The 23,851-nt window shown below is 68.2% G+C and carries 20 protein-coding genes; 5 read left to right on the top strand and 15 right to left on the bottom strand.

Translation table 11 applies throughout. The annotated features are described in order from the left end of the window. Positions 1-458: 458 nt before the first annotated feature. The 3 genes from J7E96_RS23395 to J7E96_RS23385 form a co-directional block, all read right to left on the bottom strand. Positions 459-686: a hypothetical protein gene (locus tag J7E96_RS23395; RefSeq protein WP_215133635.1), complete on the bottom strand. Its 228-nt coding sequence runs from the start codon at positions 684-686 to the stop codon at positions 459-461. Between the two features lie 78 nt (positions 687-764). Beyond that, complete coding sequence (locus J7E96_RS23390; RefSeq protein ID WP_215133634.1) at positions 765-1,607, bottom strand: helix-turn-helix transcriptional regulator; 843 nt, start codon at positions 1,605-1,607, stop codon at positions 765-767. Positions 1,608-1,626: 19 nt separating this feature from the next. Further along, positions 1,627-2,379 (bottom strand): DUF6879 family protein, encoded by a 753-nt coding sequence (locus tag J7E96_RS23385; protein ID WP_215133633.1) that lies wholly within the window; start codon positions 2,377-2,379, stop codon positions 1,627-1,629. A gap of 341 nt (positions 2,380-2,720) precedes the next feature. Here J7E96_RS23385 and J7E96_RS23380 point away from each other — a divergent pair, with 341 nt between their 5' ends. After that, positions 2,721-2,948 carry a hypothetical protein gene (locus J7E96_RS23380; RefSeq protein ID WP_215133632.1) on the top strand — a complete coding sequence of 76 codons (228 nt, stop codon included), beginning with the start codon at positions 2,721-2,723 and terminating at the stop codon, positions 2,946-2,948. Between the two features lie 65 nt (positions 2,949-3,013). Here J7E96_RS23380 and J7E96_RS23375 read toward each other — a convergent pair whose 3' ends face one another. After that, positions 3,014-3,238 carry a hypothetical protein gene (locus tag J7E96_RS23375; protein WP_215133631.1) on the bottom strand — a complete coding sequence of 75 codons (225 nt, stop codon included), beginning with the start codon at positions 3,236-3,238 and terminating at the stop codon, positions 3,014-3,016. 167 nt (positions 3,239-3,405) lie between these two features. On the opposite strand from J7E96_RS23375, the gene J7E96_RS23370 reads away from it, so the two are divergent. The 3 genes from J7E96_RS23370 to J7E96_RS23360 all read left to right on the top strand — a co-directional run bounded on the left by J7E96_RS23370 (position 3,406) and on the right by J7E96_RS23360 (position 8,239). Next, positions 3,406-4,689: a ribonuclease D gene (locus tag J7E96_RS23370; protein ID WP_215133630.1), complete on the top strand. Its 1,284-nt coding sequence runs from the start codon at positions 3,406-3,408 to the stop codon at positions 4,687-4,689. A gap of 197 nt (positions 4,690-4,886) precedes the next feature. Next, a complete protein-coding gene (locus J7E96_RS23365) occupies positions 4,887-6,113 on the top strand; it encodes an acetyl-CoA C-acyltransferase (RefSeq protein WP_215133629.1) in 1,227 nt (408 codons plus the stop codon). Continuing rightward, positions 6,110-8,239, top strand: coding sequence for a 3-hydroxyacyl-CoA dehydrogenase NAD-binding domain-containing protein (locus J7E96_RS23360; RefSeq protein ID WP_215133628.1), 2,130 nt, complete (start codon positions 6,110-6,112; stop codon positions 8,237-8,239). The genes J7E96_RS23365 and J7E96_RS23360 overlap by 4 nt, the downstream gene beginning before the upstream one ends. Positions 8,240-8,312: 73 nt before the next feature. Here the strand turns inward: J7E96_RS23360 and J7E96_RS23355 are convergent, their stop codons facing one another. Further along, complete coding sequence (locus tag J7E96_RS23355) at positions 8,313-9,404, bottom strand: hypothetical protein (protein WP_215133627.1); 1,092 nt, start codon at positions 9,402-9,404, stop codon at positions 8,313-8,315. Positions 9,405-9,522: 118 nt separating this feature from the next. On the opposite strand from J7E96_RS23355, the gene J7E96_RS23350 reads away from it, so the two are divergent. Beyond that, positions 9,523-9,945 carry an NTP pyrophosphohydrolase gene (locus tag J7E96_RS23350; RefSeq protein ID WP_215133626.1) on the top strand — a complete coding sequence of 141 codons (423 nt, stop codon included), beginning with the start codon at positions 9,523-9,525 and terminating at the stop codon, positions 9,943-9,945. Here the strand turns inward: J7E96_RS23350 and J7E96_RS23345 are convergent. From J7E96_RS23345 to ngcE, 10 genes are all read right to left on the bottom strand, one after another. Then, positions 9,903-11,447, bottom strand: a complete 1,545-nt coding sequence (locus tag J7E96_RS23345; RefSeq protein ID WP_215133625.1) for a glycosyltransferase family 39 protein — start codon at positions 11,445-11,447, stop codon at positions 9,903-9,905. The two genes, J7E96_RS23350 and J7E96_RS23345, sit on opposite strands and share 43 nt — an antisense overlap. Before the next feature lie 93 nt (positions 11,448-11,540). After that, entirely contained in the window at positions 11,541-13,019 is a 1,479-nt protein-coding gene (locus tag J7E96_RS23340) for an amino acid permease (RefSeq protein WP_215133624.1), read from the bottom strand. A 286-nt stretch (positions 13,020-13,305) separates the two neighbouring features. Then, positions 13,306-15,222 (bottom strand): 1-deoxy-D-xylulose-5-phosphate synthase, encoded by a 1,917-nt coding sequence (dxs, locus tag J7E96_RS23335; protein WP_215133623.1) that lies wholly within the window; start codon positions 15,220-15,222, stop codon positions 13,306-13,308. Between the two features lie 183 nt (positions 15,223-15,405). Next, on the bottom strand, positions 15,406-16,698 hold the full coding sequence (locus J7E96_RS23330; RefSeq protein ID WP_215133622.1) for a sugar ABC transporter permease: 1,293 nt from the start codon (positions 16,696-16,698) through the stop codon (positions 15,406-15,408). Beyond that, complete coding sequence (locus J7E96_RS23325) at positions 16,695-17,483, bottom strand: ATP-binding cassette domain-containing protein (protein ID WP_215133621.1); 789 nt, start codon at positions 17,481-17,483, stop codon at positions 16,695-16,697. Before J7E96_RS23325 ends, J7E96_RS23330 begins: the two co-directional genes overlap by 4 nt. A gap of 199 nt (positions 17,484-17,682) precedes the next feature. Further along, positions 17,683-18,795: a sugar ABC transporter substrate-binding protein gene (locus tag J7E96_RS23320; protein WP_215133620.1), complete on the bottom strand. Its 1,113-nt coding sequence runs from the start codon at positions 18,793-18,795 to the stop codon at positions 17,683-17,685. Positions 18,796-18,913: 118 nt separating this feature from the next. After that, a complete protein-coding gene (locus J7E96_RS23315; RefSeq protein ID WP_215133619.1) occupies positions 18,914-20,116 on the bottom strand; it encodes an ROK family transcriptional regulator in 1,203 nt (400 codons plus the stop codon). 146 nt (positions 20,117-20,262) lie between these two features. Further along, on the bottom strand, positions 20,263-21,186 hold the full coding sequence (locus J7E96_RS23310; RefSeq protein WP_215133618.1) for a carbohydrate ABC transporter permease: 924 nt from the start codon (positions 21,184-21,186) through the stop codon (positions 20,263-20,265). A 22-nt stretch (positions 21,187-21,208) separates the two neighbouring features. Further along, on the bottom strand, positions 21,209-22,246 hold the full coding sequence (locus J7E96_RS23305) for a carbohydrate ABC transporter permease (protein ID WP_215133617.1): 1,038 nt from the start codon (positions 22,244-22,246) through the stop codon (positions 21,209-21,211). A gap of 52 nt (positions 22,247-22,298) precedes the next feature. Next, positions 22,299-23,735, bottom strand: a complete 1,437-nt coding sequence (ngcE, locus tag J7E96_RS23300) for an N-acetylglucosamine/diacetylchitobiose ABC transporter substrate-binding protein (protein WP_215133616.1) — start codon at positions 23,733-23,735, stop codon at positions 22,299-22,301. Positions 23,736-23,851: the final 116 nt, after the last annotated feature.

The raw sequence follows: 23,851 nt of genomic DNA, 5'->3' as shown, positions 1-23,851 counted from the left end.
GCCCCCGTGGGCCCCACCCCCTTTGGCGGTGCGCATGACTGGCCCCGTTGCTGGTCGGCTAGGGCGTAGGGCTTATCGGGCCTTTGGGCGCGCTGTTCTGTGCCTCCAGCACCGCATGCCGTACCTGCCTGATTGGGTCCCATCCCATGGGGCCGCAGCTCACCGCTCAAGGCCCACGGTTGGGGCCCCCTGGTGGCGCCTGTGCGCTCCCTCCGTGCTGGTTGCGTAGGTGGTGTGGGATGGGGCCCCATTGAGGCCCCCGTGGGGCTCCACTCGCATGGCAGGCGCGGTATGCTGGATGACTGCCGCCACCGCATGGGCTGTCGGCCCGAGCTGACATGACGTCGGGCGGGGCAGGGGGGCGGGTCGCCGCCGCGTACGCACAGTGACCGCCGGAGACGCGCCGTCGCCCTTTCTCTCCGCGAGGAGAATTTCTGGCGATAATACTTTAGCGCATGTCATGAATCGTTGGGTTTGCGCTCCGTGGGCTGAAATTTGTTCCAATCCTCCAGGCCGTTAATGATCACGCTGAGTTTCAGTAGATTGCAGATGTTCAGCGCCTCATTAAAGGTTTCCTTCGGCTTTAGGTTCCGATTAGCCCAGTCCTTCGTGGATAGGTTGTAAATCCACGTACGCAATGTTTCGAACTGTTCCAGGCTGATGATCTTCGGTTCTTGCTGGTCCATCGCGACCCCTTCCCCACAAGGTTGGGATATTTTTCAGCATAGTCACTGCCACTGTGTGCCGCAGTGAGCCTCGGCCCCTCAAAGGCTTCGGCGCGCTTGCGCGATTACGCGTTGGGCGTCGGCTCCGAATACGGCGGACTCTTCTAGCGTCCGCCACACCCGTCCGTAGGTGGCGATGGTGTCCGCGTCGTCGAGCCAAAGCTCGGCGTGCCAGTCCTCCGTCACGGCGAGCCGGTCGTCGAAGATCCAGAACCCGTCGGCGGGGGCGATTTTCAGCGGTGCCCCGAACGGGACGACCCCGAGCGCGACGGTGTCCATTCCGACGATCCCTGTGAGGCGGTCCAACTGGGCGGCCAGCACCGATGGCGGACAGACCAAGGTGCGCAGAGCGGCCTCCCACAGGAGGACGTGGATTTTCTTACCCGGCCGGTAGAGCCACTCCTGCCGCTTCATGCGGGAGCGGACGGCCTCCTCGGTGTCGTGCACCGAGTTCTGAAGCTCCGCGTACCGGATGAAGACATGCCGCGCGTAGTCGGCCGTCTGGAGCATGCCCGACACCATGGCGGGCTCCCACTCGTGGATGACCGAGGTCTCGGTGACCAGTTCGTTCCAGGTGTCCTGTACTGGGCGGTGGCCCGACGCGAGCTGTCGCCGCCATGAACGGATGTGGGACTCGAAGCCCTTGAGCCGCGCCAGCAGCTCGTCGTTCGTCCAAGGCTGGCCGGTTGCCTCCGCCCATGACCGAAGATCGTCGGCCGTCGGGGTCTGTCGGCCGTTCTCCAGTTTGCTGACCTTCGACTGTGTCCAGCCGAGCCGTTCGGCCAGGTGCGTACCGGTGAGCCGGCCGCCGGGGCACGAGGTGCGGAGTTCCCTGAGTCTCACCCCGAGTGCGGCGCGTGCCTGCTGGTAGTCCGTGCTCACCGGTTACACACGCTCACTGTTACTCGGGCGCGGACAGTCCAGCCGCGAACATCTCGTACGGGACGGCGTGATGCCACGCGGCGTCGCGCACCAGCGAACACCGCACGACCTCTGCGGGCTCTGTGATGAGTTCGACGTCCACGAGCTGGTCATCGTCGTCGAAATTCAGCTTGGCGACCAGCCGCGAGTCGAAGATCCAGACGTCCTCTACGGGCAGATGCAGCCGTTCGGCGTCCGCGCGCCACAGGTTTCGAATGTCCTCTCCCAGAGCGCTGTTCCGCTTCGCGTTGTCGAGAAGGTAGCGCTGGCCGGTGGTCGGCGGACTGTCGACGATACGCACTCGCTCGACTCGCTTACCCTGCTCGGTCTGCGCTCGGATCATCGTGCAGTACGGGTCGTCGAGATCCCACTGTGCGGTGCCGGTCTCGATGAACTGCCGGTAGGTGTCCGTGGTCTCGTCGCTCGCGTACCGCTTGCGGGTCTCCAGCCGCCAGGCCGTGTACTTGAAGGTCCTGAACAGTTCCTCGAACTCGACCAGGTCAATGATCCTCGCCAAGCGGGTAGCGTCCTTCGGTGCGTAGTCCACTAGGAGGTCACGCGGCACCACGACGGCTACCTCGCCCTCGGACAAATGCTGAAGCTGCGCGATGTCTTGGGGATCGGTGAGCGGCGGGCCGTGAACGATGACCTCCCGGCTTCCGAGATCTTCGTGTACAGACGGACACCCGGTGCCACCACTGCCCGTGCCGTTGAAGCGCAACCTGCGTGCCATGTGATCTGCCCCTCTCGTGTGAAGCCCCCTCGGCTCACAGGATGTAGGCCACCGCGAACGAATGTCGATGCATCACAGGGCTCTGCGGGAGAATAATCGAGAATATCGCCTACCAGTGGCCAACTACGGGTCTCTAGCGTCCAGTTCATGAGCGAGCCCAAGACCATTATGGCGCCCCCCGTCCATCTGGCCCTTCCCCCTGAGCCCCCGGAACCGGATACCAGGTGCGACGTGTGCAGGGCCCTTGTCAAGGAACGCGCCGAGGCAGTGACGGCCTGGGACTGGTCGCGTGTGACGGACTGCAACGTCGAGATCCGAAACCACTCCGTTGGGAGGCACGCGTGACGGTTCTGCGCGCAGCATACCGCTACGCCCTACACCGGATCGCGGAGCACCCCGACACCGACGTGACGTTTGAAGCTGAGTGCGGGTGGTGCAACTGGGAGGCGACCCCCTCGACGGATCCGGCTGCGGTCGATGTGGAGTGCATGAGCCACACGGGCCGCAGCGGGCACAAGTCGTTCCGGCGTATCCGGACGTCGTTCGCGATCGTCGTACGCGACCAATGAGACCTCTCCCTGCCGTGACCGTGGCGGCGCGGCGCGGCAGGGGGGCAAGGCCAGAGGGTTGAGCCTCAGAGTGCGCTGGCGAGTTGCGCCGCGCTTTCCAGGACGCGCAGGCGGGCGGTGGCGATCTCTGCGCAGCGCTCGACGCCCAGCTCGGAGAGCATGTATTCCAGGGTCTGCGGGTCGCCGAGGTCGCTGTTGCCTTCCCAGCACACATTGTCTGTCAGCTCCATGAACCGGCGGATCACGTCCACCCGGAGGGCGGTCTTGCGATCCTGGTCGGTGTCATTCATTTGAGATCACCTTCTCACTGAGCGTTCGCTTAGGGCACTTCTGGGGCACTCCGCCCCGAGAAGTACCGAGAAAAGCTGAGTCCTGTTGAGACTGATTTTCCCAGGTCAACCGCATCTTCGTGCAGGAGTGCAGGTCAGGCGTTCGTTCGGGCAGATACCCTTTACACGTGACCGACGCCCAAGAGACCGCAGCAGACCCAGACCTGCGAAACCCCGGGGGCGCCCCCCTGGACGATGACGTCGAGACGGCGCCGATTCCCTTGCTGGAGCCTCGCGAGGGCATTCCGCCGGTGGTCGCGACCATGGAAGCCCTCGACGAGGTCATCGCAGCTTTCGCCCGTGGCACCGGCCCCGTGGCCGTCGACGCCGAGCGTGCGTCCGGATACCGGTACGGACAGCGGGCCTACCTCGTGCAGCTGCGCCGCGAAGGCGCGGGCAGCGCGCTGATCGATCCGGTCGGCTGCCCCGACCTGTCCGGCCTGGGCGAAGCCCTCGACGGCGCCGAGTGGATCCTGCACGCCGCCACGCAGGATCTCCCGTGCCTGCGCGAAATAGGCATGATGCCCACGCGGCTCTTCGACACCGAGCTGGCGGGCCGGCTCGCGGGGTTCCCGCGTGTGGGGCTCGGCGCGATGGTCGAGTCCGTCCTCGGGTACGCCCTGGAGAAGGGCCACTCCGCCGTCGACTGGTCCACCCGCCCGCTGCCCGAGCCCTGGCTGCGTTACGCCGCGCTCGACGTGGAGCTGCTCGTCGACCTGCGCGACGCGCTGGAGAAGGAGCTCGACCGGCAGGGGAAGCTGGAGTGGGCCCGGCAGGAGTTCGACGCCATCGCGTCGGCCCCGCCCGCGCCGCCCCGCAAGGACCCGTGGCGCCGTACGTCGGGGATGCACAAGGTGCGCCGCCGACGCCAGATGGCGATCGTGCGCGAGCTGTGGAACGCCCGGGACCGGATCGCCCAGCGGCGTGACGTGTCGCCCGGCAAGGTGCTCAGCGACACCGCGATCGTCGAGGCGGCGCTGGCCGTGCCGGCCAACGTACAGGCGCTGTCCGTGCTGCCCGGCTTTGGTCACCGCATGGGGCGCCGGCAGCTGGAGCAGTGGCAGGCAATCGTCGACCGCGCCAAGGTGCTGCCGGACTCGGAACTTCCGCAGCCCGGAGCGGCCGTGACCGGCCCGCCCCCGCCGCGTTCCTGGGCGGACAAGGACCCGGCGGCGGCGGCCCGCCTGTCGGCCGCACGGGCGGCGGTCTCGGCGCTGGCCGAGGAGCTGAACATGCCCCAGGAGAACCTGATCACCCCGGACACGGTGCGCCGGGTCTGCTGGGAGCCGCCGAAGGACGCGACGTCGGAAGCGGTGGCGGCTTCGCTGGTGTCGTACGGCGCACGCCAGTGGCAGGTGGAGCGGGTGGCACCGCTGCTGACCAAGGCACTGGCCGTGACGGCGGCCACCTGATCGCGGCCTGTTCGACGCCATGAAGCAAGCCCCCGACCGCCCGCGGCCGGGGGCTTCGTCGTGTGACCTTCGCCGCTCCCGCCGTGGGGGGTGGGCAGCTTGGTTACCCGCAAGTAGCATGGACGGTACGCGGCACGCCCACGCGGCGTGTACATGCGTGCAGCAGTGCCACCCCGCACCCTGGAGGAGAGCCAATCGTGCCTCGTACCGTCAGGGATGTCGTCTTCGTCGACGGCGTCCGCACCCCGTTCGGCAAGGCGGGCCCGAAGGGCATCTACCACGAGACCCGCGCCGACGATCTCGTCGTGAAGGCCATCCGGGAGCTGCTGCGCCGCAACCCCGGCCTCGACCCCGCGAAGATCGACGAGGTCGCCATCGCCGCGACCACGCAGATCGGTGACCAGGGCCTGACCCTCGGCCGTACCGCCGGCATCCTCGCCGGTCTGCCGCAGTCCGTCCCGGGCTACTCCATCGACCGCATGTGCGCCGGCGCGCTCACCTCCGTGACGTCGCTGGCCGGTTCGATCGCCTTCGGCGCGTACGACGCCGTCATCGCCGGTGGTGTCGAGCACATGGGCCGCCACCCCATGGGCGAGGGCGTCGATCCGAACCCGCGCTTCGTCAGCGAGAAGCTGGTCGACGAGTCCGCCCTCTTCATGGGCATGACCGCCGAGAACCTGCACGACCGCTACCCGAGCATCACCAAGCAGCGCACCGACGAGTACGCCGTGCGCTCGCAGGAGAAGGCCGCCAAGGCGTACGCCGACGGCAAGATCCAGCAGGACCTGGTGCCGGTCTCGGTGCGTCGTACCAACGCGGAAGCCGGCGAGACCGGCTGGGGCCTGGTCACCGCCGACGAGCCGATGCGTCCGGGCACCACGATGGAGTCGCTGGCGAACCTGAAGACGCCGTTCCGCGTCCACGGCAACGTCACCGCCGGTAACGCGGCCGGTCTCAACGACGGCGCCACCGCCTCGATCATCGCCTCCGAGGACTTCGCCCGCGAGCACAACCTCCCGGTGAAGATGCGCCTCGTCTCCTACGCCTTCGCCGGCGTGGAGCCCGAGGTCATGGGCTACGGCCCGATCCCGGCGACCGAGAAGGCGCTGGCCAAGGCCGGTCTGTCGATCGAGGACATCAACCTCTTCGAGATCAACGAGGCGTTCGCCGTCCAGGTCCTCGCGTTCCTGGAGCACTACGGCATCGCCGACGACGACGCCCGCGTGAACCAGTACGGCGGCGCGATCGCCTACGGTCACCCGCTGGCCTCCTCCGGCGTACGCCTGATGACCCAGCTGGCGCGGCAGTTCGAGGAGCAGCCGGAGGTCCGCTACGGCCTCACCACGATGTGCGTCGGCTTCGGCATGGGCGCCACCGTGATCTGGGAGAACCCGAACCACAAGGACGCCGGAGGCAGCAAGTGAGCACCACCGTTGAGCTTTTGAAGGGGGCGGCCGAGCTGTTCCCGGACGAGGTCGTCACCAGCGCCCACGTACGGCACTTCGAACTGCCCGCAGGTGCGGGCCGGTTCGCGCTGATCACGCTGGACAACGGCTTCGACCACACGAAGCCGACCACCTTCGGTCCGCAGTCGCTGGCGAACCTGAACGCCGCCATCGACCAGGTCGAGAAGGAGGCCGCCGAGGGCTCCATCGTCGGTGTCGGCCTCACCGGCAAGCCGTTCATCTTCGCCGTCGGCGCCGACCTCAAGGGCGTCGAGCTGCTGAAGCGCCGCGAGGACGCGCTGGCCATCGGCAAGGGCGGTCACGACGTCTTCCGTCGGCTGTCCGGGCTCGCTGTCCCGACCTTCGCGTACTACAACGGTGCGGCGATGGGCGGCGGCGTCGAGGTCGGCCTGCACTGCTCGTACCGCACCGTGTCTTCCGCCGTGCCCGCCTTCTCCCTGCCCGAGGTCTTCCTCGGCCTGGTTCCCGGCTGGGGCGGCTGCGCGCTGCTGCCGAACCTGATCGGCGCCGACCGCGCGGTTTCGGTCATCATCGAGAACTCGCTCAACCAGAACAAGCAGCTCAAGGGCAAGCAGGTCTTCGACCTCGGGATCGCCGACGCGATCTTCGAGGGCGCGGACTTCCTGGAGCAGTCGCTGATCTGGACCGCGTCCGTGCTGAACGGCTCGGTCACGGTCGAGCGCGCCGGGATCGACCGCGGCGAGGCCTGGGACCAGGCCGTGGCGCGCGGCAAGGCCTTCGCCGACTCGAAGGTGCACGGGGCTGCCCCGGCGGCGTACCGCGCGCTGGAGATCATCGCGGCGGCGAAGGACGGCGACCTGAGCGCCGGCTTCGACGCCGAGGACGAGGCACTCGCGGACCTGATCATGGGCGACGAGCTGCGCAGCGGCATCTACGCCTTCAACCTGGTCCAGAAGCGCGCGAAGCGCCCGGCCGGTGCGCCGGACAAGTCGCTGGCGCGTCCGGTCACCAAGGTGGGCGTCGTCGGCGCGGGCCTGATGGCCTCGCAGCTGGCGCTGCTGTTCCTGCGCCGCCTGGAGGTGCCGGTCGTACTGACGGACATCGACCAGGAGCGCGTCGACAAGGGTGTGGGCTACGTCCACGCCGAGATCGACAAGCTGCTCGGCAAGGGCCGCATCAACCAGGACAAGGCCAACCGCCTCAAGGGCCTGGTCACCGGTGTGCTGGACAAGGCCGAGGGCTTCTCGGACGCGGACTTCATCATCGAGGCCGTCTTCGAGGAGATGGGCGTCAAGCAGCAGGTGTTCGCGGAGGTCGAGGCGGTCGCTCCGGCGCACGCGATCTTCGCCACCAACACCTCCTCGCTGTCGGTCTCCGAGATGGCGTCGAAGCTGAAGCACCCCGAGCGGGTCGTCGGTTTCCACTTCTTCAACCCGGTCGCGATCCTCCCGCTCCTGGAGATCGTCCGCGGCGAGCAGACCGACGACGCCTCGCTGGCCACGGCCTTCGGTGTCGCGCGCAAGCTCAAGAAGACCGCTGTGCTCTGCAAGGACGCCCCGGCGTTCGTGGTGAACCGCATCCTCACCCGCTTCATGGGCGAGATCCAGAACACCATCGACGAGGGCACCCCGGTCGCGGTCGCCGAGAAGGCCGTCGAGCCGCTCGGTCTGCCGATGTCCCCGCTGGTGCTCCTTGAGCTGGTCGGCCCGGCCATCGGTCTGCACGTCTCGGAGACCCTGAACCGCGCCTTCCCGGACCGCTTCACGGTGTCCCCGAACCTGGCAGCGGTCGTCAAGGCCGGCAAGCGCGGCTTCTACGTCTATGACTCGGGCAAGCCCGAGCTGGACCCCGAGGTCGCGGCTCTCCTCAAGCAGGGCGACACCGTCCTGACGGAGGAGCAGGTCCGTACCCGCGTCATGGAGGCCGTGGCGCAGGAGATCGGCCTGATGCTCCAGGAGGGTGTCGTCGCCGAGGCGCAGGACATCGACCTCTGCCTGATCACGGGCGCCGGCTGGCCCTTCCACCTGGGCGGCATCACGCCGTACCTGGACCGCGAAGGCTACTCGGAGCGAGTGAACGGCAAGAAGTTCCTGCCCCAGGGCGTGGCAAGCGTCCCGGCGTAACCGCTGCTGTACGTAACTGAGCCCGGTACACCGGAAGGTGTACCGGGCTCAGTTGCGTCTGGGGAGTGGCCGGTCAGGCGCGGGTCCAGGCCGCGAGGGCCAGGCCCTGCTCCTCCGGCTTTTGGCGGGCCACGTGCAGGGCGCCGTCACGGCCGATCACCGCGAGGACCACGCGGCCGGTCGCGTCGACCGCCAGCGCCGGTGCGCCCACGCATTCCTCGCCCGTCGCGGTCCACCACACGCCGTCGGCCTCGGCGTGCGTCACGCAGGCGGCCAGCACGGGCCGGCCGTCACTGCCGCGGTGGGCGAGGACCGTACAGTCGTGGCCGCCGATTTCGGCGCGCAGGGCGGCGACAGGGCTGTCCGCGGGCGTGCCGGAGAGGGGGATGGCGTCCTCTCCGGGGCGGTGGGCGGTGATGCCCTTGGAGTCCGGGTCGTTCCAGTAGTACGTGATGACGTCGTCGGCGGTCTCCAGGCCGGTGACCGTACGGACCGCCGGGGTGAGCGGGATGTCCTGCGCCTGCGTCAGGTCGCCGCCGGGCTTCTCCTGCGTCCAGCGCAGGACCTTGCCCTCCGCCGGGACCAGCAGTTCCACCGCGCCCGACGAGGTGGCGACCGCCGTGGGGCCGTCGTGGGCCTTGCTGCCGCGCAGGTCCTTCCAGCCTTCCCACTTCCCGTTCGCGGCCTGGCGGCGCATCTGTATGCCGCGCCCCGCGTTGCGTACGAAGACGTGCACCGAGCCCGCCGCGTTGACGGTGGCGGCGGGGATGCCGACCTTGAGGCCCCGCTCGTCCGTCTTGTACGGGTTGCCGAGGGAGTGCCAGGCCGTCAGCGGGCGGCCGGTCTGGTACTGGATCGCGTGCACGATGTCCACGGCCTCGCCCTTGCGGCGCCGGCCGATGAAGTGCACGTAGCCGTCCTTGCCCTGGGCGAGGGTGAGGTTCTCGATGTCCGGGGCCGGGAAGAAGTCGGGGCCGGTCCATTCGGGGCCGCCCGGGGCGGTCTCCGTCCAGCGCAGCAGCCCGCCCTCGGTGGGGGCGTACGCGGTGAGACGGTCGTCCTTGCCGCGCAGCAGCCAGTTGCTGGTCTCTGGGCCGGTCGCGGGCGGGGGGCCCGACAGGGGCGGGGAAATTCGCTCGGTCCTACGCGCGTTCCGCGGCCTCATGGCGTCAGGCCAACCTTCTGTACATCGGCTTTTCGGGTTCTCCGTGATTTCGAACAAGCATAGCGTTTTTGCCTGGTGGCGACTGTCTCGCGCGTCGCGCTCGTGCTATGAGGATGGTATGAGAACTCTGGTCGTCGTGGACGCCGCCAATGTCGTCGGATCTGTGCCCGACGGCTGGTGGCGCGACCGCCGCGGGGCCGCCGAACGGCTGCGCGACCACCTCCAGGTGTACGCCGAGAAGGGCATCCCGGGCCATCCCGGGCCCCTCGGCCCCCTTGATGTAGTACTCGTCGTCGAGGGCGCCGCCCGTGGCGTGGCCCCCGTGCCCGGCGTACGGGTCGAGTCCGCGCCCGGCAGCGGCGACGACCGTATCGTCGAGGTGGTTGCGGAGGAGGCCGGCAAGGGGGCCGCCGTGCTTGTCGTCACCGCCGACCGTGAGCTCAGGCGGCGCGTGGAGGCGTACGGCGCCCAGTGCGCCGGGCCGCGCACCGTACGGCCTCAGCGGGGTGGCGGGGACGGCACCGAGGACGAGCGTACGTAGAGCACCGCTCCGTCGACCGTCGTCAGCTCCTCGTACCCGCCCGCCAGCAGCCTGCGCAGCGTCGGCACGCGCTCGGGTGCGAAGGGCTTGCCGCGTGAGTCGTCGACGATCAGGGCGGGCGGCCCGGCCACCATTTCGCTGCGGAATACGGCCCAGGAGCCCGCCATCGCGTACTTCTCGCCGACCTGCGGGCCGTTGCGGCCGCCGCTGTAGTTGGTGAGCAGGCCCGCCGTGAGGTAGCGGCTGGCGGGCGCGCGGTCCGCGAGCCAGTACGCCTCGGGGTGTATCCCCCAGACCAGCACCCGGTCCTGATGTCCCGTACGCACCTTCACCGCCTTCGCGACCTTCTGTACGTGCGCCAGCTCGGGCCGGGGTGCCAGCAGACCCCACGCCAGGAACACGGCGCAGGTGCAGGCCGAGGTGACGACCGCCCCGGCCGCCCGCCGCGCCGGAAGCAGCTGGAGCGCGCCCGTGGCCAGCAGGGCGATCGGCGGCATGAGCTGGAGGTAGTAGTGGCCGAAGAAGTGGAAGCCCAGGATCACTGCGCCCGCGGCGGTGAGCAGCCACAGCCACAGGTCGGCCGCGCCGGTCCTGGCGACGCGCAGGGCGCGCAGGACCGGGGGGACGATCCCGGCGCAGGCGAACGCGAGGATGAGGGTGTTCGCCAGGCCCCGGAAGAGGACGTGCAGTTCTGAGCCGGTGAAAGACGCGTACGTCCCCGAACCGGTGACCGTCCAGAAGAGGAAGCGGTGCGGCCCGGTGAGCAGTGCGGCGTACAGGACGGGAAGGAAGAAGCCGAAGGCCGTACGGAACAGGGCACTTCGGGTCTGCGCGTTCTGCCACAGCAGCCACAGGACCGGTACGAGGGCGGCGCCGCCCGTCTGCTTCGTCAGGAACGCCGCCGCGACCGCCACGCCCGCGCCGCACCAGCGGCCCCGGTCCGCGCACCACACCGCCGCCACCGTGAACGGCAGTATGAAGAGTTCGAACGTCGCCGCCTGCGCGTCCTCGGGGTTGAGCCCGATGGAGATGAGCAGGTAGAGGGCGCCCGCCGTGCGTCCCGCCGCGTCGCCCCAGCGGCGGCGGGCGATCGACGCGAGCAGCGCCGCGGTGAGCAGCTGGGCGGCGACGGCGGCCAGCTTCAGTGGCAGCAGCGACTCGTCGCCGAAGAGCCCGAAGGCCGTCTCGTAGAGCCAGGGCAGCAGGGGCGGTTTGCGGTCCACGACCGTGTCGTAGAGCACTCCCCCGTCGGCCAGCATCCTTGCCTGTACGGCGAGATAGCCCTCGTCCGGGTTCCACAGGGGGTGGCGGAAGGACGGGAGACGGGTGAGGAGGGCCAGCAGCACCAGGGCGGGCAGCAGGCTCCGCCAGAAGGGGGGCGCGGCAGGACGGGCGCCGGTGACCGGCCTCGGGCGGGGCAGCACCGGCGCGGACACGGACGGCGGTGAGGCGGTCTGTGACGAGGGGGGCGGTGGTGAGGAAGCCGGCTGCCGCGTGAGCATGCTCGCCAAGCTATCCGGCCCCGCAGTCCGCAGCGGGGCGGGACATACGGAGCCGGGGCTGTGCCTGAAGTGCCGTGCTTGACGTGAGCGGGACTAGTACTTGGCGTTGTCACCCGCGCGGCCGAGCCGGCTGTGGCTTCGGCCGTACGCGAAGTACAGCACGTACCCCGCCGCCATCCAGATTCCGAACCTCAGCCACGTCTCGGTCGGCAGATTGAGCATCAGCCACAGCGAGGCGGCCACCGAGAGGATCGGGACCAGCGGCACCAGCGGGGTGCGGAACGCCCGGTGCAGGTCCGGCCGGGTCCGGCGCAGGACGATCACGCCGAGGGCGACGACGACGAACGCGAAGAGCGTGCCGATGTTCACCAGCGTCGCGAGCTCTTCGAGGCTGGTGAAGCCCGCGATGATCGCGATGAGCACGCCGAGCAGGATGGTCGGGCGGTAGGGGGTGCGGAACTTCGGGTGCGTGACGGAGAAGAACCGCGGGAGCAGTCCGTCGCGGCTCATCGCGAAGAACACCCGGGTCTGTCCGAGCAGCAGGATCATGCAGACCGTGGTGAGGCCGACCGCGGCGCCGAAGCTGATGGTGCCGGCGTAGAAGGGGTGCCCGGTGGCCTTGAAGGCGTCGGCGAGCGGGGCGCTCACGGAGAGCTCGCTGTAGTGCTGCATGCCGGTGACCACGATCGACACGGCGACGTAGAGCAGGGTGCAGATGAGGAGCGAGCCGAGGATGCCGCGCGGCATGTCGCGCTGCGGCAGCTTGGTCTCCTCGGCGGCGGTGGCCACGACGTCGAAGCCGATGAAGGCGAAGAAGACGACGGAGGCGGCGGTGAAGATGCCCATGACGCCGAAGTTGGTGGGCTCGTAACCGAAGATCAGCTGGACCAGCGGCGCGTCCCAGCCCGATCCGGCGGGCTGCTTCACGGAGTCGGGGATGAAGGGCGAGTAGTTGTCGGACTTGATGAAGAAGGAGCCCGCGATGATCACGATGAGGACCACGCCCACCTTGATGGCGACGACGACCGCGGTGACCCGTGCGGACAGCTTCACGCCGACCACCAGGATGGCCGTCAGCAGCAGCACCAGCACGAACGCCAGCAGGTCGAAGCCGAATCCGTCGGCCGCCTCGGGTCCGGAGAGCGCTTCGGGCATGCTCCAGCCGACGTTGTCCATCAGCGAGCGGACGTAGCCGGACCAGCCGACCGCCACCACCGCCGTGCCCAGTGCGAATTCGAGGACCAGGTCCCAGCCGATGGTCCAGGCGACGAGCTCGCCGAGGGAGGCGTACGAGAAGGTGTACGCCGAACCGGCCACCGGGACGGTGGAGGCGAACTCGGCGTAACAGAGCGCGGCGAGGGCGCAGACGACGCCGGCGGCGACGAAGGCGAGTGCGGTCGCGGGGCCCGCCGTCTCCTTGGCCACCTTGCCCGTGAGGACGAAGATGCCGGTGCCGATGATGACCCCGACGCCGAAGACCGTCAGGTCCAGCGCGGAGAGGGATTTCTTGAGCTCGTGCTCCGGTTCCTCCGTGTCGCGGATCGACTGCTCGACCGTCTTCGTCCGGAACATGCCCTCTTTGGCTGGCCCTGGGTCGTGCTGCGTACTCACCGGCGTACCTCCGACTGTCGGCTGTTCGCCCAACCTTGAAGTGAGCGAGTTTCAGTCATGATCGTGAGTGAACCGGTCACTTCCCACGAGGACCGCCGCCCGGTTTCACCCGATGGGAGGCACGGACCGGTATGCGTCACGGCCCTGCGAGTTGACCCTTTTGGCGTATCGAAACGGGGTGTGCCAAACGAAAAGCCCGCCGGGAGCGGCTGCTCCGGGCGGGCTTTCCCCCGTATATGAAGGCGTGTCAGTCGCGCGCGGCCTCGGCCGGCTCGTCCTCCAGGCGGCCGTCGATCTTGGCCACCAGACCCGTCACCTGGCGGGCGATGTCCGGCGCCGTCAGACCGATCTCGGCCATGACCTCCTTGCGGGAGGCGTGGTCGAGGAAGCGCGGCGGGATGCCGAAGTCGCGCAGCGGTACGTCGACGCCCGCGTCCCGCAGCGCCTGGGCGATCGCGGAGCCGACGCCGCCGGCGCGGCTGTTGTCCTCGACGGTGACGACGACGCGGTGCTGCTCGGCGAGCGGCGCCAGCGCCTCGTCGACCGGCTTGACCCAGCGCGGGTCGACGACGGTCGTGGTGATGCCCTGCTTGTCGAGGAGGTCGGCGATCTCCAGGCACATCGGCGCGAGGGCGCCGACCGAGACGAGGAGCACGTCGGCCGTACCGTCGTCCGTTTTGCGCAGGATGTCCATGCCGCCGACCTTGCCGACGGCCTTGACCGCCGGGCCGACCGCGCCCTTGGAGAAGCGGACGACGGTGGGCGCGTCGTCGACCTCGACGGCCTCGCGCAGTTGGGCGCGGACCTGGTCGGCGTCGCGCGGGGCGGCGATCCGCAGGGTCGGGACGCACTGGAGGATCGACATGTCCCACATGCCGTTGTGCGAGGCGCCGTCGGTGCCGGTGACGCCCGCGCGGTCCAGGACGAAGGTGACGCCGCACTTGTGCAGGGCGACGTCCATCAGGACCTGGTCGAACGCCCGGTTGAGGAACGTCGCGTACACGGCGAAGACGGGGTGCAGGCCGCCGGTGGCCAGGCCCGCCGCGGAGACCGCGCCGTGCTGCTCGGCGATCCCGACGTCGTACACCCGGTCGGGGAAGGCCTTCGCGAACCGGTCGAGGCCGACCGGCTGGAGCATCGCGGCGGTGATCGCGACGATGTCCTCGCGCTCCTTGCCGAGCTTGACCATCTCCTCGCCGAACACCGAGGTCCAGTCGACACCCGAGGAGGCGATCGGCAGGCCGGTGTCGGGGTGGATCTTGCCGACGGCGTGGAAGCGGTCCGCCTCGTCCGCGAGGGCGGGCTGGTAGCCGCGGCCCTTCTCGGTGAGGCAGTGCACGATGACGGGGCCGCCGAAGCGCTTGGCGCGCTGGAGTGCGGACTCCAGGGCCTCGATGTCGTGGCCGTCGATCGGGCCGACGTACTTCAGGCCGAGGTCCTCGAACATGCCCTGCGGGGCGATGAAGTCCTTGAGGCCCTTCTTCGCGCCGTGCAGCGTCCCGTAGAGCGGCTTCCCGACGACGGGCGTGCGCTCCAGGAGGTCCTTGCCGCGGGCGAGGAAACGCTCGTAACCGTCGGTGGTGCGGAGCGTGGCGAGGTGGTTCGCGAGGCCGCCGATGGTGGGGGCGTACGAACGCTCGTTGTCGTTGACGACGATGACGAGCGGGCGGTCCTTGGCGACGGCGATGTTGTTCAGCGCCTCCCAGGCCATGCCGCCGGTGAGCGCGCCGTCGCCGATGACGGCGACGACGTGGTGGTCCTCCTTCTTGAGGACCTCGTTGGCCTTGGCGAGGCCGTCGGCCCAGCCGAGGACGGTGGAGGCGTGCGAGTTCTCGATGACGTCGTGCTCGGACTCGGCGCGCGAGGGGTAGCCGGAGAGGCCGCCCTTCATCTTCAGCTTCGTGAAGTCCTGGCGGCCGGTGAGGAGCTTGTGGACGTAACTCTGGTGTCCGGTGTCGAAGAGGATCTTGTCCTTCGGCGACTCGAAGACACGGTGCAGAGCGATCGTCAGCTCGACGACACCGAGGTTGGGCCCCAGGTGTCCGCCGGTCTTGGAGACCTCGTCCACGAGAAATGTCCGGATCTCGGCGGCCAGCCGGTCCAGCTGCTCCGGGGTGAGCCCGTCCAGATCGCGCGGTCCCGTAATGCGGGTCAGCAGCGCCACCCGTGCCTCCTTGCAGTTGAACTGTCTGCTTGCCGGTCTGTCGAGTCTAATGTTCCGCCGACGGCTGTCCGCATCGGGCGGTGGTCGCGTGGTGCGTTCTAAGTCACGCGACGACGGGGCGGCCGTACGCACAGCCGTGCCCGGCACCGGAATCCGGTGCCGGGCACGGCTGTGACAAGGCGGTCAGGCGCGACCCGCGGTCTTCTGCGTCTTTCGGGTGACGGAGTCGATCACGACGGTCGCCAGCAGAACACCACCGGTGATCATGTACTGGATCGGCGTGGCGATGCTTTCGAGGGCCAGGCCGTACTGGATCGAGACGATCACCATGACGCCGAGCAGCGCGTTCCAGGTCCGGCCGCGGCCGCCGAACAGGCTGGTGCCGCCGATGACGGCCGCCGCGATGACGTTCATCAGCAGGTCACCGGCGCCGGCGCTCTGGTTGGCGGCCGCGATCTTCGAGGCCCAGAACAGGCCGCCGACGGCCGCGAACGTACCCGCGATCGAGAAGACCGAGATGCGGATCGCGGTGACGTTGATGCCGGCACGGCGGGACGCCTCGACGCTGCCGCCGAGCGCGAAGATCTTGCGGCCGTACGCGGTGCGCCGGAGCACGAAGTCCGTCACGACCAGCACCACCAGGAAGAGGACCAGTGCCAGCGGCAGGCCCTTGTACTGGTTGAACATGATCGCGGCGGCGAAGGCCACCACGGCGAGCAGCGCCGTACGCAGCACGGTGTCGACCAGCGGCCGGGACGGGATCCCGGCGGCCTCACGGCGGCGGTTGTCGAAGAAGGACGACAGGAAGAAACCGGCCACCGCGAGAGCCGCCAGGCCGTAGGCGGCGGCCACGTCGGAGAAGTAATAGGTGGTCAGCTGGCCGACCACACCGTCACTGTCCAGGTTGATGGTGCCCTGGTCGCCGAGGAGCTGGAGCATGAAGCCGAGCCAGAACAGCAGGCCGGCCAGGGTGACGGCGAACGCCGGTGCGCCGACCCGGGCGAAGAAGAAGCCGTGCAGCGCGCCCATGGCCGCGCCGCTGACGACCGCGACGAGCACCGCCAGCCACTCGTTCATGCCGTGCGTGACGCTCAGTACGGCGACGATGGCGCCGGAGACGCCACTGACCGAACCGACCGACAGGTCGATCTCGCCGAGCAGCAGCACGAAGATGATGCCGACGGCCATCATGCCGGTGGCCACCATCGTGACGGCGATGTTGCTGAGGTTCTGCGCGGACAGGAAGTTCGAGTTCAGGCCCTGGAAGATCACGCAGATGAGGACGAGGCCGATGACCACGGGGATCGAGCCGAGGTCACCCGCGTGCAGCTTGCGCTTGAACTCGGAGACGTAACCGGCGAAGCCGCGCTCGCGGACGAGCAGCCGGGGGTCGACGACGGTGACCGCGTCGTGGGCTGCCTCGGGGTTCTCGACGACGTGGCCGTCGCCGGGGGTGGAGGACTTGTCGATGCTCACTTCTGAGCCTCCCCGTTGCGCGCCGCACGGCGGGTCACGGCGTTGTCCGTGGCACCGGTGATGGCGGAGATGATCTCTTCCTGCGAGGTGGACTTGACGTCGAAGACGCCGTTGTTCCGGCCCAGCCGGAGCACTGCCACCTTGTCCGCGACGGCCTTGACGTCCGCCATGTTGTGGCTGATGAGGATCACCGCGTGGCCGCGCTCACGCAGCCGCTCGACGAGGTCGAGGACCTGGGCGGTCTGCTCGACGCCGAGGGCCGCGGTGGGCTCGTCGAGGATGACGAGCTTCGGCTCGCCGAGCATCGAGCGGGCGATGGCCACGGTCTGGCGCTGACCGCCGGAGAGCGAGGCGATCGGGATGCGCACGCTGGGGATGCGGATCGACAGCGTGGTGAGCAGTTCGAGGGCGCGGCGCTCCATCTCGACCTCGTTGAGGATGCCGCGCTTGCGCAGCTCCCGGCCGAGGTAGAGGTTGCCGACGACATCGATGTTGTCGCACAGCGCGAGGTCCTGATAGACGGTCGCGATGCCCAGGTTCTGGGCGTCGTGCGGCCGGTTGATCCGGACGGTGCTGCCTTCCCACTCGATGACGCCGTCATCGATGGGGTGCACGCCGGCGATCGTCTTGACCAGCGTGGACTTTCCGGCGCCGTTGTCGCCCACCAGGGCGACCACTTCACCGGCGTGGACCTCAAGCTCTACGTCGGTGAGCGCCTGAACGGCACCGAACCGCTTGGAGACCCCGCGCAACGCCAGCACGGGCGTAGCGGACACGTGAACCATCTCCTTCGCCGCCTGACCGGCGGGATGCCGCGCCGGGAGGAGGCGCGACGGTTGAGCAGAAGCGAACAGAGGGGAGAAGCGTTTCTGTACGGCGTCCCGCCCGATAGCGGGGGCTGAGAAGGGGCGGGGCGCCGTACAGGCTTCAGGGGGTGTGAACCCGGGGGCCTTGCTTAGGGCCTGCTTAGGCCTTACTCAGGGCTTACTTCAGGCCGAGCTTGTCGCAGGCGGCCTTGTACTTGGGGGTGCAGATCTCGGCGACCGTGTAGACGCCGTCCTTGATGACGGTGTCCTTGATGTTGTCCTTGGTCAGCGAGACGACCGGAACCAGCACGGACGGGATGCCCTTGTTGGTCGGGCTGTCCGTCTTCTCCTTGGCGATGGAGTCGACCTTCTCGCCACGGGCGAGCGCGACGGCCATCTCGGCCGCGGCGGCGGCCTCCGGGGCGTACGGCTTGTAGACGCTCATGAACTGCTCACCCGCGACGATGCGCTGCACACCGGCGAGCTCGGCGTCCTGGCCGGTGACCGGCGGGAGCTTGCTGAAGCCGCCGGCCTTGAGGGCGGTGATGATGCCGCCCGCCATGCCGTCGTTGGCGGAGTAGACGCCGATGATCTTGTCCTTGCCGAGGGCCGAGATCGCGGCCTCCATGTTGGCGTTGGCGTTCTCCGGCTTCCACTCCTTGGTGTCGTACGACTTGCCGATGTTCACCTTGCCCTTGAGCTCGGCGAGCGCGCCCTTCTTGAACAGCGCGGCGTTCGGGTCGGTGATCGCACCGTTCATCATGACGATCTGGCCGTCCTTGGCCTTGTCGCCGAGCGCCTCCAGGAGAGCCTTGCCCTGGACGTGGCCGACCTCTTCGTTGTCGAAGGAGGTGTACGCGTCGATCGGGCCCTCGGCGAGACGGTCGAAGGCGACGACCGGGATGCCCTGGTCCTTGGCCTTCTTCACGCCACCGGCGATCGCCTTGGAGTCCACCGCGTCGACGATGAGCGCGTCCACCTGGTTGGTGATCATCGTGTCGATCTGCTGCGTCTGGGTGGTGGCGTCCTGCTTGGCGTTGGCGTAGACGAGCTCCGCCTTGCCGTTGGTGAGCTCGCTGATCTTCTTCTCGATCAGCGGCTTGTCGAACTTCTCGTAACGCGCGGTCTGGTTCTCCGGAAGGAGCAGGCCGATCTTGAGATCGTCGCCCTTCTTCGCGCCGGTCTCCTTGGCGGGGTCACCGGACTCCTTGGCGCTGCCACAAGCGGCGAGTGAGGCAGCCATTGCGGTGGCGGCCACGGCCACGGCGGCACGACGCATACGCGTGTTCATTTCTTGGAACCTCCCTGACGAGGCCGCGTCGTTGCGGCCGAGGTGGCTGGAAGTCAACTCCGCGCCGCTGGCAGCGTCAAGGAGTAAATCCTTAACGAGATGACAACGGTGCCATTCGTTATCTAATTGAAGACGGGACCCGGACCGGCAGTGCGCCGTCAAGAAGGGTCGAATCTCCCATTTCGCTCAGTGCGAGAGCGAGAGCGCCGAGCACTTCGGCCCTTCCGCCGAGCGCCCCCGGAGCCACCGAGAGCTGCCTGGCGGCGCTGGGGATCGCGTACCTGGAGACGGACTCGCGGATGGGCCCGAGCACCAGTTCTCCAGCCTCCGCCAGGTCACCTCCCAGCACCACCCGACTGGGGTTCAGAAGGTTGCAGAGGCTCGCCACGCCACTGCCGATGTGGCGGCCGACGTCCCCTATCACCCGGCGGCAGCCAGGGTCGCCCTCGCGGGCGAGCTGCACCACGCGCTCCATGGTCAGATCGGCGCCGTGGCTGGACTGGAGCAGCGGCAGGACGTACCTCGCGGCGGTGAAGGTCTCCAGGCAGCCGCGGTTGCCGCAGCGGCACACGGGACCCGACTCGTCGAGCGTGATGTGCCCGATCTCGCCGGCCGTGCCGCCCGGCCCGCGGTAGATCTGGCCGCTGATCACCAGGCCGGCGCCGACACCGCTCGCGACCTTGATGTACGCCAGGTCCTTGACCCCGCGCCCGCTGCCCCAGACCAGCTCGCCGAGCGCGCCGAGGTTGGCGTCGTTGTCGACGTACACGGGCACGCCGAGGCGCCCGGACAGCTCCTGGCTCGGGTTGATGCCCTTCCAGCCCGGCAGGATGGACGTCGAGCCCAGCGTGCCGGACTCCACGTCGATGGGTCCCGGTACGCCCAGGCCGACGCCGATCACCTTGTCCTGGCTGATGCCGCTCGCCGCGATCAGCCGCTTGACCAGGTGTTCCGCCCGGTCGAAGCCCTCGGCGGCCGAGCCGTCCACGTCCAGCGGCTCGGCCTCTTCGGCGAGGACCTGGTGGGCGAGGTTGCCGACGGCGACGCGCAGGTGCGTATGACCGAAGTCGACGCCGATGACGATGCCCGCGTCGCCGCTGAGCGAGACGCTGCGCGCCCTGCGGCCGCCCGCGGAGGTCGGGGTGACCTCGACGGTCCCGCCGTCCTTCAGCTCGCGCACGATATTGGAGACCGTGGCTGCCGAGAGCCCTGTGGATCTGGCGATCTCTGCCTGGGTGAGCGAGCCCGCCATGCGCACGGCGCGTACGACCCGCTCAAGGTTGGCCCGGTGCAGTGACGTCTGCGACCCCGGAGTCTCCATTGACTCTCCTCTTTCTCCAACATGTGAACTCTAAGATGAGCCTTTCGGGTTGCCACCCGTCAAGACCTTGAGCGTGGCGGAAGGCGCCGGCGCATGCCGAAGCGCCCGCCGGCGGGATGCCGGCGGGCGCTTGGTAGCTTCCCGGATTACTTGAGGGCGCCCGCTGTGAGGCCGGCCTGGACCTGGCGCTGGAAGACCATGTACACGACCAGCACCGGCAGCGTGGCGATGGTGAGACCGGCGAAGAGCCCGGACCAGTCGCCCTTGTACCCCTGGCTCACGGCGAGGGTCGCCAGGCCCTGGGTGAGCAGGTAGCTGTCGGGGTCCTCCGTGTTCAGGGACAGCGGCAGGATGAACTGATTCCACTGCCCCAGGAAGTTGAAGATGCCGATGCTGATCAGACCCGGCTTGGCCATCGGCACCATGACCTGGAAGAAGACCCGGGAATGCGAGGCCCCGTCGATCATGGCCGCCTCCGCGATGGACCCTGGAAGGGTCCGGAAGAAGGCGGTCATGAAGAAGGTCGTGAACGGCAGCGAGTAGGCGATGTAGACCAGGATCAGGCCCTGTGGCGTGTTCAGCAGGGAGAGGTTCTTCAGTACGAAGAACAGCGGGACGATCGCCATGATCACCGGGAACGTCATGCCGCCGACGAACAGGTAATAGATGAAGCGGTTGCCCGGGAACTCGAAACGGGCGAGCACGTAGGCGGCCATCGAGCCGAACAGCATGGTGCCCAGGACCGACGGGACGACCACGATCAGCGAGTTCAGGGTGAACCGGCCGATGTTCGCCTTGGTCCACGCCCGGACGAAGGCCTCGAAGGTGAAGGTGTCCGGCAGCGACCAGGGGCTCTCCAGGATCTGGCCGGAGGTCTTGAAGGCGCTCAGGAAGGCCCAGATGAGCGGGCCCGCCGCCAGCACCGCCCAGAGGACGAGGAAGGCGTGCGAGAAGACGTTGAGGGTCCTGCCCTCGCGGCCGCTGTCCGTGGGCTTCCTCGGGGCCGGCGCCGGTGAGCCGGGGCCGGTCTTGGCCGGTGTCGCGAGACCAGTGGGCTCTGCGGTGGTCATCGTTGTGTTCTCCCCGCTCATTTCAGAACTCGAGCCGGTCGCGGCGGCGTCCGATGCTGAGGGCCAGCACCGCGAAGATCATGGTGACGACGAGCATCGAGACACCGACGGCGGTCGCGTAGCCGGCCTGGCCGTCCCGGAACGCCTTGTTGTACATGTGCACCGGGAGGACGAGCGTCGAGTGGTCGGGACCGCCCTGGTTGACAGTCATGATCATGACGTACGCGAACGAGGTCTCCAGCGCCATGATTCCCGCGTACACGTACGACGTCTGAATGTTGTCCCTGATCAGCGGCAGCGTCACGCGGAAGAACGTGGTGACACGGTTGGCGCCGTCCAGCAGCGCGGCCTCGTAGATCTCCTTGGGGATCGACCCCATGGCGGCGGAGAACAGCACGACGTAGAAGCCGACATTCGCCCACACCATGACGACCAGTACGCACATCAGCGCGATGCCCGGGTCGCCGAGCCAGTTCTGCTCCCAGGAATCGAGCCCGACGCCGGTGAGGACACCGTTGAGCAGACCGCCCTGGGGGTTGTAGATGTTCTGCCACAGGACGGCGACGATCGCGATCGAGAGCACCTGCGGGAAGAAGTAGAGGATCTTGTAGAGCTTCGAGCCCCGGACGCCGGAGGCCGCTTCTCCCCGCTTGTGCCGTCCGCCGACGTTGAGCATGAAAGCGAAGAAAAGCCCGAGACCGAGCGCGAGAAGCGGCATCCCGATCAGCAGCACGATGTTGTGCTGAAGGGACTGCCAGAAGAGATCGTCGTCGAGCAGTTTGCTGAAGTTGTCGAAACCGATGACAGAGAAGTCGCTGCTGTAACCGGTCCAGTCCGTCAGCGAGTAATAGAAGGTCTGGAGGAAGGGCGAGATGACCAGAATCGCGTACAGCACCAGGGGCACCACCAGGAACCCCGAGATGAACCGGTACTTGACGAAAGTCCGGTAGCGGGGAGAGGACTTGAACCCCCCGCCTCCTGGCCTTTTCGGTGGTGTTCCCGCCGTGTCCCTGACGTCCTTCCGGACGTCGTCGGCCACCGCGCGGCTGTCACTGGCCATGCTCGCCCCGCTCCATGTTCGTTCCCCTACTGATCAGTCGCAGACGTGAACACTAGGCGTGCTTGTACTTCTTGACCGCGTCGTCCTTGGCGGTCTTGTCGGCCGCGTCCTGGATCTTCTTGATGGCCTCGTCCGGCTTCATGCGGCCGGCCATCAGCTCGGCGAGGGCGCCGCCGACGCTCTCCTTGTGCAGCGTCTGGTACCAGTCGGGCAGACGCGGGTTGACCACGTTCTGGCCGGCCGCGTCGAGCGCGTCGCTGGAGGAGGCGAGGCCCGGCGGGAGGTCCATGCCCTCGGTGGCGCCCGCGACACAGGTCAGGGACTTCACCAGCGTGGCGAAGTTCTGCGCGTGCTTCTTGCTGAGCATGATCCGGAGCAGCTCCATGCCGCCCTCGGTGTTCTTGCCCTGCTTCGGGACGATGAACGGCTCACCGGCCTGCGCCCAGATGGTCTCGAACGGCATCTTGTCGGAGCTGTCGAGGCTGGACGGCGGGGCCATCGTCATCCCGAAGTCCTTGGGCGTGGTCGGCGCGGCCTCGTTCTCCACCCAGGAACCGTTGGGGATGAACAGCGCCTTGCCCTTGGTCCACTGGGTCTGCGACTGGATGTGGTCCAGACCCGGCGTGCCCTTGAGGACGTAGCCCTTGGCGGCCAGCTCGTAGTACGCCTCGAACGCCTTCTTGACCGCGTCGTGCTTCCACGCGTTCGGCTCGAGGTTGTCGATCGCCTTCATCACGTCCCAGCCGCCGATCTTGGCGATGAAGGGGTAGAGCGTGAAGGGGATGTAGTACGGGTGCTTGCCCGCGTAGGTCCAGCCGGCGATGCCCTTGGCCTTGGCCTTCTTGCACAGGGCGAGCATCTCGTCCCAGGTCTTCGGGTACTCCCACTCGTTGTCGGCGAGCAGCTTCTTGGAGTACCAGACACCGAAGGTGGTGAAGGCGTAGTTGAGGCGCCAGACCTTCTCGTCGCCGTACTGGCCCATCTCGATGGTGCCGGGGACGAGGATGTCCCGGACCTTCTTGGCCGGGTCGTCGAAGGACGCGGCGTCGAGGAGCGGGGTGAGCTCTGCGAGCTGGTCCTTGGCGATGAGGGTCGCGGCGTCCATCTGCTTGGCGCCGGAGTTGTCGACCAGGTCCGGCGGGTTGCCGCCGACCATGCGCGGCTGGAGCAGCGGCTGGATGTCCTGGGTGGCCTTGAACTTGACCTTGCCGTAGCTGGCCTCGTAGTCCTTGATGGCGTCCTGGACGTACTTGGTGCCGAAACCGCCGTCGAAGATGACGGCTTCCATGCCCGCCTTCTCGTTGACGCCCAGCGGGTTCTTCTCGGTCTTCTTGCCCTTGTCGACCTTCTCGTCGCCGCCGCTGTCGCCGCTCGCGCAGGCCGACAGGAAGCTCATCGTCGGAACGGCGATCAGGCCGAGTGCGGCCGACCGCTTGATCAGATCGCGACGGCCAAGGCCCTCATTGTTGTGGGCGGAGGTGGATCCCATGCTCAAGTCCTCGCCTTCTCCAGGACTCAGGCGGTGTACCGGTCGCCCGTACTTATTCGCCTAGGCGAAGGGCCCCGCCACCGCAGTCAAATGACGCTGGGTCGTGCTGAGTTGGC

This window comes from Streptomyces sp. ISL-96 (assembly GCF_018614035.1).
In the GTDB taxonomy this organism is placed as follows: domain Bacteria; phylum Actinomycetota; class Actinomycetes; order Streptomycetales; family Streptomycetaceae; genus Streptomyces.
Note: the sequence above shows the minus strand (reverse complement) of the source record. Positions and strands in the feature narration are given on the sequence as shown.